Here is an 11,387-nt window from a genome sequence, read left to right on the forward strand (position 1 = left end):
CCCCCCCCCCCCCCCCGAATCAAGGTAGGAAAATCATGGCACCCACCATCATCATCGCCGGCTACCCCCTCCCCTTGCCCGTCACCCTCCCGAACGTCACCCGGGACCCGTTCATTGACGACAACGCCTGGCTACTCACCAGAGACCAGGCAACCATCCTCCTGGACGCCTGAAAAGACGCCCCCGCCGACGGACCCGACATCATCCGCGAATGGGAGCGCTTCGAAATCGGCCTCATCGCAACCGCCCTCACCATGGACGGAACCACCAACATCAGCGGCTGGGAAGCCGCCGACGGATCCGACGGCAGCGATACCTACAGCACCGAAAACATGCCCTTCGACTTCACCATCACCCCAGTAGTGTGGAAGCCAATCGCAACGCCAGCATGAACCCCAGAGACCGCAACGGAAACAGCCAAACAGAGAGCCGAGCGACATGACCAACGCAGGACCGCTAGACCAGGCAGCGGACACGGCCAACTCGGCCGTTTACGCAATGAGCCTTGTCCTTGACCTCACGGCGGAAGGGGCCACAGCCGCTGATGCATCAGCTGCCACGTACAAACTCGCGGCAGCCCTTGACACGATCGCCCTAATGCTCGGCCGTATCGGAACCAGCCAGAACGCCGCCACGGAAGCTGAAACCGTTGCCATGGCCCAATGCGCCGCGCACGTCCATAAAGCCTCTGAGACGGCCAGGGAAGCCGCCGCAATGACCCTAAACCGCCACGACACCACGGAGGACAAACAATGATTACCCCAACCAGCGCCGAACAGCACAGCGCGAGCGAAACCCAGGAAACAAGCCCCGTCCGCCGCGTAGCCTGCCCCCGCTGCCAGGCAGGGAAAGGCGAAGCGTGCCACACCAGCGGCGGGGCACCGGCCCAAAGCTCACACGCGGCCCGCTGGGATCACGCCAAAACGCGATTCCGCACCGAAGAAATGGTTTTTGAGCTCCGCGAGGACGACCCCCGTTTCAACCTCAACAAAGGCGATTTGCTCGCGTGCGTGGACTATCCACTAGACGCCAAAGTGACCGCGCTCCGCAGGATCAGCGACGGCTACGACCCCGAATGCAACCAGTACATAGCCGCCGTGCGGTTCGTAGCGTTCGCCAACGAATACACGGCCTACGCCGAAGCCTGAGACAAAGCCAGCCACCTTGCAATGCCCTCTGCGTCACCCAACAGAGTCCAAATCAGCGATGAACAAATCGGCAATCTCGTAGTCATAACCCCGACGACGGTTCAATATCCTCATCGCCATGCGGTGAGCATTGGGTAAGTCGTGGACGGTTGCGCCCGTCAACACATCGAGCACGACAGGGTCTTTGCTCTCGAATTCCAACCCCGTGCCGTCATCATAGACTTCCATCCGTGAGGCCCAGGATTCAATGGTGGCATTTACGGCTAGAAACGTTGAAGCTACTGAGACAATGACCAGGAGCCCTGACGGGTTGCTTGTCACAGTAAGGTCAGTGCGAAGCCGATGAGGGCCCTCCCCACCGCCAGACTTCAGCCCCGCTCTACTCCCGCCGGAACCCACGGCGCCCTCCAAGCACCCGTTCCAGCTCGTCATTCCTGGACAAATGGCCCTGGAGGATGGTGACGCTCATCCAGGCCATGCTTATGTCCCTGCGAAGCTGATCGAATCCGCCCTGACCGCGGTACGTGCTTTCCATCGACTCCATGTGAATGCCTGGTTCGCCAACGACACTCAACCCGTTCTCCAGAATCTCCGCGGACTCGTCAATGACGTGCGCCAGGATGCCCTGCATCTTCATTGCAATTGCTGCGAAGCTCTCCACCGCCGATTCATAGGCGAAACGGGCAGTCATGAGCAGCTGCTCATTGGTGATGGACCGAGATCTGCCGATGTAGTAGTTCGGGCCGAATTTTCCGTCGTGAAGAATATATCCAGTCTCAATGAGCCAGGTCAGCAGCTCCTTGTCCAGCCCAGCCGCCTTGGCATACGCCGCAGCCGTGACGCTGTCGCCTGACGGGGCCGAGTTAGCCATCTCCGCCTACCTGGTCACTCGGATGGAGATCAGCCTGCAACCGTCCGGAACCAATGTATTTAGCTTCGTCAGGGCCTTGACGTAGTCATCATCGACCGCCTCAATACGGCTTGTCTCATCATCGGCATTGGCTACCGTTCCCACCAGAATCATGGACTCATCCTAGGCCCACACCGAACGCCTGGCCTTCCCGTCCTTTTGCGTCCCAAGCCAAAATTTCCTGATCTGCATATTTGGACCTCATAACCTTCCGAAACTTGGTTGACAGGCGAAACACTCGGGCGTATATTTATATATGTCAGATCGAGTTAAAGAAAGGTGGAAGTCATGAGCGCTTTCATTACCAGCAAGGACACCGTGGATCTTCTGACCACGGCCGCAATGGTCATCACAGGAGGGCTGGGCATTCCGAACAAGGAGGCAGTCGATCCCGCAGCAGTCGCCACGGCTGACCAGACGGGGCAAATGTTGGTCAACGCCAACTACGCCTCGGTCAACTACCGCTACTCCGAGGACGAAAAGCCCTACGAATACACTTGGCAGCCTGTTGCCGAGCTGATCGAGGCCACCGTCTCCCCCTTTGTTTGGATGCAGGTATTCCAGGCGGCTGCCTGCTTCGAATACCAGGCCTGCGAGAGCCCTGACTGGGCGGAATCGGAAACCTGCAAATTCATCACGTTGATTCGCAAATTCATCGACGGCGCCCTGGTGGATTGGCCCAAGGTGGGTATCCCCCACCGCCCTGGAAAGCAAGAATGGCGCGGACTGGACGAGTGCTCCTGGGACTGGACGCGAGACCAGGGATTTCCTCAATCCATGAACGCCTAACAGTCGTGGGGGGCGGCCCGCAGGCTGCCCCCCACGCAGAAAAGGACATGCCATGGTTACCCTGGCCAATGCGCTCAAACTCAGCGCCGAACATCCCGACCAATACCAAACCCCCTCCGCCGAGGACAAGGCTCCCTTGCGCCCAGGAAACCTTGTGAAGATCCGTTTTGAGAGCCAGGGATGGATTGAAGGAATGTGGGTCCGTATAACCCACCGCCACGGGCGAGATCTCCAGGGGACGCTGGAGAATGCTCCGTTTCTTCTGGACGCTGTGCTGGCACGCGGGGACACCATCACCTTCAGCCTCGACAACATCCTGGACATCGAAAACTAGCCCAGACAAGTGCAAGCCAGGCCGCTATGTCCGAAACAGCCAGATGCAGACACCTTGAGTTGATAGTGCACCCAAGCGCAACGACAAATATCAACGGCGACTACTGAGAGAGGAACCGACCAATGGCCCATCGATTCACGTTCACCGTCGAGGTGTCCACAGAACGCACCGAAGGTAAGTTTGCCAGCCGTGAAGACCAGGCACAGGCAATCCTTGAAGAACTCGAAGGAGCCGACCCGAGCGAAATCTCCGGGATTGGCGCAGATGGAGACAGCACCTACGAAATCGTCAACTGGGAAGTCACCAGCGACGACACCTAAACGAGCTCCGCTAACCACACCCCCTGAAAGCGAGAACACTCATGTCCTCCCAAATGACCAGCCTAGGCAACACTTCCAAGCCCGGGTCCACACTCTCCCGAGCAACCACCGCACCCGGCGCACTCTCCACCCTCGACATTGCCAGGGTAGCCAAAGACGCTGACCGCAAAAGAGCCAACCTGTTCTTTCTCGGCGACCTAGGGCAGGGGAAAGGCTACTTCATGAAAAACCGCCTGGTTGCTGCCATGAAGGCCACGTCCACCACCACGAATGGCACCGGCAAATGACCAGATCACTCTCTCAAGCAGTTGAATGCTTAGCCACCACGACCCTCAAGTGGGGCCGCTTTGAAGCCCCCCAATTACCAGTGAGCATGGCCACCGGCCGCGCCACCCTCTCGCTGGTCATCTTTCCCCCAGGGACCACCTCAGAAGAGGCCAAGCTAATCGCCGTGGCAAGAGGGTTCCGAACATTTGGGTGGGTCTTCGCCGTACACCTGGGCGCCTGCATTTTCTTCCTCTTCGGGGGAGTCATCGGGGCTCTGGTTGGCATAGGTGCCGCAATCACACTTTGGGTTCTCGGCGTTACAATCACTCGCCTACAGGCCGGAAGACCCCTCCAAAATTGCCAAATTGTTTCCCTGGATATTCGCCGGGGCGGGATACCCTCAACGTATGGCCCACTGGCCGAACTTGATTCGCTAGCCAAGCGCTTTGACGACCTGGACCGAAACGGCCAGCTCACCCCCGCTCAATACGAGTTCCACTGGGCGCAGCTCTACGAACGAGCTGCCCAAATCGGCAACTGACTCCCCCTCCTTTACGGCTCCGAGAACCGACTACGAACATCGGCGAGACAGCTGTCCGAAACAGCCAGATCAAGTCACCTTGGGTTGGTACAGAGGAGCTTTCCAACCACGGAGACGCAACGCAGAGACCAGGGCAAAATATGTCACACGTACTCAGGAAAACAGTTCCCAGTCCCGTCCGGCCACGACACCCCCGGCAGGCCCACGGAACCGTCCAGACACCTTCCCAGGCCGCTCATTGTGACAGGCCGGCCCTCGACGCGAGTCACCCACAGCAGACCACCCGAGGCCTTTCCGGGACGCCGAGCAGGTCTTTCCGAAAGGCCAACGCCCAAAGCTTCAGCATCGACCTGGACACCGCCACTCCCGCACCAACAGCCTCCGTGGAACCCCGAACCTTTCTGCCCTTGGTAACAGGCGCATGCTTCCACGCCAGGCACGAGCTCTGCACCGAATTTCCCTGCGACTGCAATTGCCATCCACGTTCACCCAAGTCGTGAATTTCAGCCCACCAACCAGCACCGCGGAGCAAGCACATGGCAACCCCACCCATCAGCAATGAAGAGCTTGAGTACCAACTCGAAGTCGCCAAAGCTGACGTCATCGAGCTCCAACAGGCAGGGCACACCAGTGCGGCCGCCGCCTATTTCAGCATCCAGGCCACCCTTGAGCGATTCCTTAGCCTCTCCCCTGCCAGCTCCCCAATCGAAGCCTCGGACCACACCCAAAGACGGTCATGAAACTAGGTTGACACCACTCCAATAAGTTCGATAGATTATATATGTCAGATCGAATAAAAGAGAGGTTTCACAATGTCACTCATCAAGGTACTCATCATCCCGGCTAGCCCCTTGGAGCCCGCCACGGCAACCGACATCGAAGCGGGCCTGGTCAGCCTCCAGAGTCAGGTTGGGGGCTACATCGAGTCAGTCCCCGGCGGCGATTTCAACGGGGCCTCAGCGGACAGCTGGTGCGCTTACGTCAACGAAGAAGGCAAGGTCCTCAACCTTCCGGTGAACGTGCGGGCAACGGCCATCATGCATTCCATCGAGAAGATCCACCCTTGGGACACCATCAACGGGCCCATGGTCGTCGTGGGTGTCGATGGAGACGGCGAGAGCGTAGACGCCCCGGAGGAACTGACCGCCGGCCGACTGCTGGAAATCCTCAACAAGGCCGCCTGAGGATAGGCCCGGGGCCGGGGCAACCTCCTGACCCCGGGCTTCTTCTGGGAGGGCTTAGCCCTTAACCTTGCGGATCTGGAGCTCGAACCCTGCCGGCACGGCTTCCACTCGGGCATCAAGGTGAAACCCTTCCATGAGAAGCTTCTTCCGCTTGCCCTGGCGAATGTCACTGGCAAGGGAGATGGCCCGCCGATATCCATCCTCCGGATACGCCTTCAAGGTAATCCACTCCCCCTCCGGCAGGGCCGGAAGATCAAGGCCACGGGTAGGCTGCGGGCCCGCGGATGCCGGCAGCCCCAAATCGACTGATGATCTGATTTCTGCTGCCGGCTGCGCCCGGAATTCGTCCACCACCCAACCCAGTGCCCTCTCATCAATCCTGCGATTGCCTGGAATAAGCTCCTGGATCTCCTCCGGTGTGCTGGGCTCAAAGACAACCCCGTCAACGTAGCCGGCACCTGGTTCCAATTCTGGATAGCGGTGCCAGGAGCTGGTGTTTGGAACCCAGACGAAGAAATTCCGCGGTGACTTCAAGGCCCTTGCTCCAAGCCACAGCAGGTTGCCGTTCTCATCCTGGACCTTTTCAAAAGTGAACTGCTCGCTCATTTTTTCCTCACCTGTACTGGTACGCCGCCGAGCCTTCTCAAACTGTCGATCCCTGGTGGCTGAGGCAGGCCGTTGCTCATGGACTTCATTTTGGCCTCAAGTATCGGGCGCCCAGGGTCTCCTGGATCCAACCTCCTGGCGTCCTCATAGACCAGATGGACATCGTCCTTGACCTGCTGGGATCTGGCCGAATGGAACTGCAGTTCAAAGGTTCTTCCCGTTGGGCTTCTCACCAGCAGATGCAGCCCCTTGTAGCCGCTCCCATCAACGTAGGAGTGTTCGGCTTCCACGACTTCAAACCCTTGGCTCGTCAATTTTCTAATAGAGGCCTTGGCCGTCGGTACCAGGGCATCATGATCCCGCGCTTCAATCGTGTACCGGACAATGTCCGTCATACCGGCAGCAACCTCAGCCGGGGTCTTGGGGTGCTCAGAGCGGGCAGCAAGCTTCACCCGGTCATGAATCTTCCTAGCCAGGGATGATGGAGACTTGACGCGAAACTCCAGCCCATGTGCCTTGGCACCGGCAGGCACCGCGCTCATCACGGCCGAGGTAATAGCCGGCTCTTCCTGGGAGATATCCGCAAGCGTGCCCACAGCCTCCGCCACCACCGGGCGGGGCAGCTGCCGCTCACGGGAGGACGCTTCCCAAAGCTCTGCAAGCTCGGGTTCGACATGGTGTCCAACGCTCCAAACGACATCGGGACGCCCTGGGACTGAATCCGGCAAGAGGTCCGAATGGGTCAATGCGGCAAGCCGACGAACATCTCGACACCTCGCACCACCCTCAGCACACGACTTACACACTAGGCCTCACCCAACAAGCGGTAGGCGTTGTCGTACTTCACCCGCAACCGCTGCGCGGTCACCTGGTCCAGCATGGCCACTCTCGCCGGATCGGTGTTGTCCTTCAAATCGGCAGCCTTAACCATCCTGGCAAGAAGATTGGCCCGAACCCTGGAGAAATACTCCTCAACCGGCTCCGCCTGCCTTTTCGTCATGGCATCCACGCCGGCAACCACGTCTGCAGTGAAGCCCATTTCCAGCAGCTGCGCGCAGCCAACTTCAGTGTCTTCTGCAACGTCGTGAAGCCAAGCCACCGCCACTGCCTCATCGGGGGCGTCCGGGAAGAGTCGGCGAACATTTGAAGCCACCCTGGCAGGGTGGCCAATGTAGTCTGCTCCGCTCTTATCCACCTGGCCGGCATGTGCCGCGGTGGCCACTTCAGCGGCCTTGGCAATGACTTCGCTTGCTGTTTCCATGCGTCCAGTCTATTTGAATCCTGACTAAGAAACAAGATTGACATGCACCCTCTGGGGCTATATTTTATATATGTCAGATCGATATATAGATAGGTTGAAAATGACTCTCACCGCATCCCCGTTCCACCACTTTCGGCAGGCAGCCAATCACCATGAGCCGGCCTTGACCGAGGAGTTCACCGTTCTTCTTTCGCACTGGAGCGATTCGCTGAATTGGCACCCGCCGCGCTTCAATCAAGCCTCCCTGGCGCACGATTGGGCCGCGTCCATCGTCCTCGCCCAACCCGGAATCACCTACGTGCTTCTATATAGGCTCCACGGCAACAAGTCCTGGATCGGCGAAGACGGACGCTCGGTGGCCGAGCATCCGTATCATTTCCTCACAGGCCGGTGGCCGGCCGACAGAGCCGCCGACCTCCACGAAATGGGGGCCCCTTGACGATGGAAGAGTTTCTGGACGACGACCTCAAAGCCATGCTTAACGCCAAGCTGGAGCTACTCCCCTCCCTTGGGCAGCCAACAACAGCTGGAGAGATGGCAGCAAGGGCTCATCTTCTGGGACAGATTATTGAGCTCTTCTATGACAGCAGCAAGCATCGCCATGCCGGACCAGGCGAGAGGGATGGACTGGCCCAGGTATTGGATGCGGCCAAAGCTCACGAGATGAAATGCCTGCATCTTTTGCGGGAGAAATAAGACCCCGGCAACATGAAGAGGTGGCCCCTCGGACTCGACAAGAGATTTGGGGCCACCTCTTCAACCATCGTAAACGGCCCGGAAATGGAAACACAACCGCTTTTTGAGCTAATCTCAATGCAGCAGAAGGCTAGACGCACATCTTCCAACTGCCCGTGGCCCCCACCAGGGAAAACTCGATCTGACAATTGAGCCTTTCTTACCTGGTGGGGGTCTCCTTTTTAACTCCCCCTCGCGCCAGGAGATCCGCAGCCGTCACGCCTCCAGTAGCCACGGCCGGCGCCCCAGCTCCCCAACAGCCTCCGAGAAGACCGGCGAAACATGCTTGACAAGGGACTCTACTGACTCTAGATTTATATATGTCAGATTGAGTAATGAAGGGTTAGGTCATGTTCGCTTCACACCTATGGAGCACCGGCCACGAATCCCCCGCAGTTCCCGCCCCACCGACGGCCGGCACTGAGTCCAAGAGGGAGGAGGATCGTGGTGCAAATCAACCTCCACCTCAGCATTGATTCGTCGAAGATTGCCCACTGGGCCGCTGCCAGTCTCACCATGTCCGGCCTAGGCTGGGATGCTCAGACCCCTGAGGCAATCGAATCCCTGATGTCCACCAATGCGTCCTTTTGCCGCCGCATGGTCTCGCTCTACCTTGCCGCCCACGGCGCACCCGCATCCGCGCAACCAGCCAACAAAAAACGCCTGTAACCGTCCGGATTAAAGGAATGACGGCCCCTTGTGTTGGTGTAAGCATCCAAACAAGGGAGAGCAGTTATGGACGACCATTCAACGGCTGAGGCCGTAACGCTTTACGGGCACGCAGCCTGCGGGCAATGCAAGGTATCAATTCTGGCTCTGACCAAAGCGGGCATCGCCTTTCAGTATCGAGACACCAGGCTGGATCCCGCAGCCCAAAAGCACGTCGAGGATCTGGGTTACACCTCAGTTCCTGTCACGGAGGCCAATGGTGAGCATTGGCATGGCTTCCGACCCGACCGGATCAAGGCACTCGCTGCCGCAACTTCAGTGCCCTCTCTTCAGGGATTCAGCGATGACCCCGACGCGGTGATGCAACTGGCCGTCAGCAGAGGCTATTCCGAGGACCTGACAGACGGTGAACGTGACGACCTCCTGGATGAAGCCAGCTGGGCCCTTGCAGAGCAGGCCGATCACGCCGCGGGCGTCCAACCAGGCGCGGCCCTCACGGGGCTGCTGCAGGGCACCCAGCAGGCATCATGAGAGCAGTCCCCGATAGCGGGCGGCGCAGCGGAAATCCCCGTTGTGCCGTCCGCTTTTTCATGCTCAACCACCTGGTCATTCTGCGACCAGGTCTCATTGTCCAATTCGGGCTACTTGCCAGTGGCTCCGTCCTGGCATTGCCCCTCGCTCAGGCCCTGGCCGGCGTGCTGCCCACCCTGCCAGTCTGGCGGGACTTCATGCTCTGTGGAGCCCTACTTCTAGCCACCATCATTCCCCATGAAACCGGGCACATGATGGCGAACTCTCTCCTCGGGCGGCGCCACCACTTCCTGAACCTGGGATGGCGATTCTTCGTCAGCGCCTCGGCCTGTTCAAGCCGGCAGCAGATCGCGGTGAGTGCCGCCGGCCCTGCCCTGGAACTGGCGGCCGGTTATCTTCTGTGGCTGCTGGGGGGAAACAGCCTGGCGGCACTTGGCAACCCCCTGGGGACGGCCGGAGCCATCGCCTGCATCAATGCCATCCTTCAACTTCTCCCCCTTGGCCCACGAGCCAGTGACGGCCGCAAACTCTGGCGCTCAGTCATTCTCTCCATTCGTCCCAAGACCCCGTTTTCCTGACCCTGGCATGACTTCCAAAAAGTCACTTGACACTTCGATATCCAGCTCATAATCTTATATATGTCAGATTGAGTAAATAGAAAGGATTAATCATGCCATCTCAAGCAGACTTGGACGACCTTTCGGCGGATGTCCTCACCAACGCCGTCGAGTCGGGAGCCTCCGAGACCTGGGCCATCTTTCACCGGATAACCCGGCGCGAGGAGGACGGCTTTATCACCGAGGTCGAACTGGAGCCACGCCACAACGGATACCAGCCCACCTTGGAACAGCACCCTCGGATCATCATCGACGGGGCGAAAATCCTTGATTCAATGCAGCGGATCTCTGCCGGGGAAACCCGCATGGCGCAAAATCTCCGCACCCGCATCCAACAGTCCTTGGAGTCTGGCGATTCCTGCCAAGGCGATCTGGACGCCGAGACCGACGACTGCATCCTGCAGCTCTCCGCCCTGGGAAAACTTACCTACTAACCCATCGCCCCAGCTCGGCCACCAGCTTCCGAACCCACACAGATGCGCGAATTGAGAGAACCATGAAGACCACCCAAACAAGTAGGCTCGAACGCCTCATGAAGATGCTGCTTCAACCAACCACCACATGGGCCGCGGCAACTCCCCCACGTACACCGGAAGCAGGCGATCAGCGATGACAACCAAACCGCTGAAAGCCCTCCGCCAAGTCAAGGAAGACCTGGGCAGGATAGTCGCTGAAAGAGACCAGGTGATTGAAGACCTGGTTACCGCCGTCCGGCAGGCGGCCAAAGCCTCAGATCGCTCCGTCAACGACCTGGTCAAAGCTGCCGGCATTAGCCGGCAACCCTTCTATCTCCGAATCAAGGGGAAGGAGGCAGATCTTGCCAGGGAAGCATTCCCGGACCTGGAACAGGAGGGCCCCCTGGAAGCCATCGCCTCGCAGAGGGCCAAATTGGCCCACCAGGATGCAGAGCTCGCGCAACTCAAAGAACAGCGGGCCAAGCTCATTGTCGAGATCCCCTTGACCCACCCCGCTGATGAAATTGCCGCGGTGGCCGGGGTAACGGCTGTCTGGGTGAGAGCTTTGCGCCGTGGATCCGCCGCAGCGGCAACGAAGCCTGAGTAACCAGGCAATACCTTTCAGGCACAAGAATGGCCCATCCGGACATTGGGGGACACCGGATGGGCCATCGCGTTGTTGAGTGTATCAGCGCGTTTCGAAGCGGTTAGTCCACCGTGGTGCGACGGCGATTGCGACGGACCAAAGCGAACAGCGAGCCCACGACGGCCAAGGCCACCAGGCCGGCCACGATAAGAATCCTCCCCCAGTCCAGGCCCACGCTCTGGTCCCAGGGGAAGCGGACATCGGACAGGTCCCCTGGGACCAGCAGGCCCTGTTTGATGGCCCACTCCTGGATGGGCTTGAGGAACCCCACCAGACTGATGCTGCCGATCACCCCGGTGCTCAGCAGGATCATGATGATAGTGACGACATCTTCATCGTTAGTTCGTGTCTCCATGGCTATTCCTTTCCTTTCG

Annotated in this window: 25 protein-coding genes; 18 read left to right on the plus strand and 7 right to left on the minus strand. The window is 59.1% G+C overall.

Features of this window, described 5'->3' with window-relative positions; genetic code table 11:
* Window positions 1-35 precede the first annotated feature (35 nt).
* From LOH53_RS13280 to LOH53_RS13295, 4 genes are all read left to right on the plus strand, one after another.
* Window positions 36-173, plus strand: coding sequence for a hypothetical protein (locus LOH53_RS13280; RefSeq protein ID WP_230068234.1), 138 nt, complete (start codon window positions 36-38; stop codon window positions 171-173).
* A gap of 81 nt (window positions 174-254) precedes the next feature.
* Window positions 255-392 carry a hypothetical protein gene (locus LOH53_RS13285; protein WP_230068235.1) on the plus strand — a complete coding sequence of 46 codons (138 nt, stop codon included), beginning with the start codon at window positions 255-257 and terminating at the stop codon, window positions 390-392.
* A gap of 46 nt (window positions 393-438) precedes the next feature.
* Entirely contained in the window at window positions 439-756 is a 318-nt protein-coding gene (locus tag LOH53_RS13290; protein ID WP_230068236.1) for a hypothetical protein, read from the plus strand.
* Window positions 753-1,148 (plus strand): zinc finger domain-containing protein, encoded by a 396-nt coding sequence (locus LOH53_RS13295; protein ID WP_230068237.1) that lies wholly within the window; start codon window positions 753-755, stop codon window positions 1,146-1,148. The genes LOH53_RS13290 and LOH53_RS13295 overlap by 4 nt, the downstream gene beginning before the upstream one ends.
* A gap of 33 nt (window positions 1,149-1,181) precedes the next feature.
* Here the strand turns inward: LOH53_RS13295 and LOH53_RS13300 are convergent, their stop codons facing one another.
* From LOH53_RS13300 to LOH53_RS13310, 3 genes are read right to left on the minus strand one after another with little or no spacing between them, the layout of a single operon-like run.
* Complete coding sequence (locus LOH53_RS13300; RefSeq protein ID WP_230068238.1) at window positions 1,182-1,469, minus strand: hypothetical protein; 288 nt, start codon at window positions 1,467-1,469, stop codon at window positions 1,182-1,184.
* A 58-nt stretch (window positions 1,470-1,527) separates the two neighbouring features.
* Complete coding sequence (locus LOH53_RS13305; protein ID WP_230068239.1) at window positions 1,528-2,019, minus strand: hypothetical protein; 492 nt, start codon at window positions 2,017-2,019, stop codon at window positions 1,528-1,530.
* A gap of 6 nt (window positions 2,020-2,025) precedes the next feature.
* Complete coding sequence (locus tag LOH53_RS13310; protein WP_230068240.1) at window positions 2,026-2,172, minus strand: hypothetical protein; 147 nt, start codon at window positions 2,170-2,172, stop codon at window positions 2,026-2,028.
* Window positions 2,173-2,346: 174 nt separating this feature from the next.
* Between LOH53_RS13310 and LOH53_RS13315 the strand changes: the two genes are divergently transcribed.
* From LOH53_RS13315 to LOH53_RS13345, 7 genes are all read left to right on the plus strand, one after another.
* Window positions 2,347-2,847 (plus strand): hypothetical protein, encoded by a 501-nt coding sequence (locus tag LOH53_RS13315; RefSeq protein WP_230068241.1) that lies wholly within the window; start codon window positions 2,347-2,349, stop codon window positions 2,845-2,847.
* A 52-nt stretch (window positions 2,848-2,899) separates the two neighbouring features.
* Entirely contained in the window at window positions 2,900-3,181 is a 282-nt protein-coding gene (locus LOH53_RS13320) for a DUF2314 domain-containing protein (RefSeq protein ID WP_230068242.1), read from the plus strand.
* Window positions 3,182-3,303: 122 nt separating this feature from the next.
* Window positions 3,304-3,501, plus strand: coding sequence for a hypothetical protein (locus LOH53_RS13325; protein WP_230068243.1), 198 nt, complete (start codon window positions 3,304-3,306; stop codon window positions 3,499-3,501).
* Window positions 3,502-3,542: 41 nt separating this feature from the next.
* On the plus strand, window positions 3,543-3,788 hold the full coding sequence (locus tag LOH53_RS13330) for a hypothetical protein (RefSeq protein ID WP_230068244.1): 246 nt from the start codon (window positions 3,543-3,545) through the stop codon (window positions 3,786-3,788).
* Window positions 3,785-4,309 carry a DUF6611 family protein gene (locus LOH53_RS13335; protein ID WP_230068245.1) on the plus strand — a complete coding sequence of 175 codons (525 nt, stop codon included), beginning with the start codon at window positions 3,785-3,787 and terminating at the stop codon, window positions 4,307-4,309. The genes LOH53_RS13330 and LOH53_RS13335 overlap by 4 nt, the downstream gene beginning before the upstream one ends.
* Window positions 4,310-4,845: 536 nt before the next feature.
* Window positions 4,846-5,049: a hypothetical protein gene (locus tag LOH53_RS13340; protein ID WP_230068246.1), complete on the plus strand. Its 204-nt coding sequence runs from the start codon at window positions 4,846-4,848 to the stop codon at window positions 5,047-5,049.
* A gap of 72 nt (window positions 5,050-5,121) precedes the next feature.
* Window positions 5,122-5,493, plus strand: a complete 372-nt coding sequence (locus LOH53_RS13345) for a DUF3846 domain-containing protein (protein WP_230068247.1) — start codon at window positions 5,122-5,124, stop codon at window positions 5,491-5,493.
* A gap of 54 nt (window positions 5,494-5,547) precedes the next feature.
* On the opposite strand, the gene LOH53_RS13350 is transcribed toward LOH53_RS13345, so the two are convergent.
* Genes LOH53_RS13350 through LOH53_RS13360 form a run of 3 tightly spaced genes read right to left on the minus strand, consistent with a single transcriptional unit; the run spans window position 5,548 to window position 7,360 of the window.
* Entirely contained in the window at window positions 5,548-6,099 is a 552-nt protein-coding gene (locus LOH53_RS13350) for a hypothetical protein (RefSeq protein ID WP_230068248.1), read from the minus strand.
* Window positions 6,096-6,845, minus strand: a complete 750-nt coding sequence (locus LOH53_RS13355) for a hypothetical protein (RefSeq protein ID WP_230068249.1) — start codon at window positions 6,843-6,845, stop codon at window positions 6,096-6,098. The genes LOH53_RS13350 and LOH53_RS13355 overlap by 4 nt, the downstream gene beginning before the upstream one ends.
* A 59-nt stretch (window positions 6,846-6,904) precedes the next feature.
* Window positions 6,905-7,360 (minus strand): HD domain-containing protein, encoded by a 456-nt coding sequence (locus tag LOH53_RS13360; protein WP_230068250.1) that lies wholly within the window; start codon window positions 7,358-7,360, stop codon window positions 6,905-6,907.
* A 70-nt stretch (window positions 7,361-7,430) separates the two neighbouring features.
* Between LOH53_RS13360 and LOH53_RS13365 the strand changes: the two genes are divergently transcribed.
* From LOH53_RS13365 to LOH53_RS13395, 7 genes are all read left to right on the plus strand, one after another.
* Window positions 7,431-7,799 carry a hypothetical protein gene (locus LOH53_RS13365; RefSeq protein WP_230068251.1) on the plus strand — a complete coding sequence of 123 codons (369 nt, stop codon included), beginning with the start codon at window positions 7,431-7,433 and terminating at the stop codon, window positions 7,797-7,799.
* Entirely contained in the window at window positions 7,796-8,056 is a 261-nt protein-coding gene (locus LOH53_RS13370; protein WP_230068252.1) for a hypothetical protein, read from the plus strand. The genes LOH53_RS13365 and LOH53_RS13370 overlap by 4 nt, the downstream gene beginning before the upstream one ends.
* A gap of 483 nt (window positions 8,057-8,539) precedes the next feature.
* The gene (locus LOH53_RS13375) at window positions 8,540-8,764 is read left to right on the plus strand and encodes a hypothetical protein (RefSeq protein ID WP_230068253.1); all 225 of its coding nucleotides are present in this window, start codon (window positions 8,540-8,542) and stop codon (window positions 8,762-8,764) included.
* Between the two features lie 66 nt (window positions 8,765-8,830).
* Complete coding sequence (locus LOH53_RS13380; RefSeq protein ID WP_230068254.1) at window positions 8,831-9,295, plus strand: glutaredoxin family protein; 465 nt, start codon at window positions 8,831-8,833, stop codon at window positions 9,293-9,295.
* Window positions 9,292-9,873: a hypothetical protein gene (locus LOH53_RS13385; RefSeq protein ID WP_230068255.1), complete on the plus strand. Its 582-nt coding sequence runs from the start codon at window positions 9,292-9,294 to the stop codon at window positions 9,871-9,873. Before LOH53_RS13380 ends, LOH53_RS13385 begins: the two co-directional genes overlap by 4 nt.
* Before the next feature lie 92 nt (window positions 9,874-9,965).
* Complete coding sequence (locus LOH53_RS13390; protein WP_230068256.1) at window positions 9,966-10,346, plus strand: hypothetical protein; 381 nt, start codon at window positions 9,966-9,968, stop codon at window positions 10,344-10,346.
* 175 nt (window positions 10,347-10,521) lie between these two features.
* The gene (locus LOH53_RS13395) at window positions 10,522-10,974 is read left to right on the plus strand and encodes a hypothetical protein (RefSeq protein WP_230068257.1); all 453 of its coding nucleotides are present in this window, start codon (window positions 10,522-10,524) and stop codon (window positions 10,972-10,974) included.
* A 100-nt stretch (window positions 10,975-11,074) separates the two neighbouring features.
* Here LOH53_RS13395 and LOH53_RS13400 read toward each other — a convergent pair whose 3' ends face one another.
* Window positions 11,075-11,368, minus strand: coding sequence for a hypothetical protein (locus tag LOH53_RS13400; RefSeq protein ID WP_230068258.1), 294 nt, complete (start codon window positions 11,366-11,368; stop codon window positions 11,075-11,077).
* Window positions 11,369-11,387 lie beyond the last annotated feature (19 nt).

The sequence above is a fragment of the Arthrobacter cryoconiti genome (assembly GCF_020905375.1).
Classification (GTDB): Bacteria; Actinomycetota; Actinomycetes; order Actinomycetales; family Micrococcaceae; genus Specibacter; species Specibacter cryoconiti.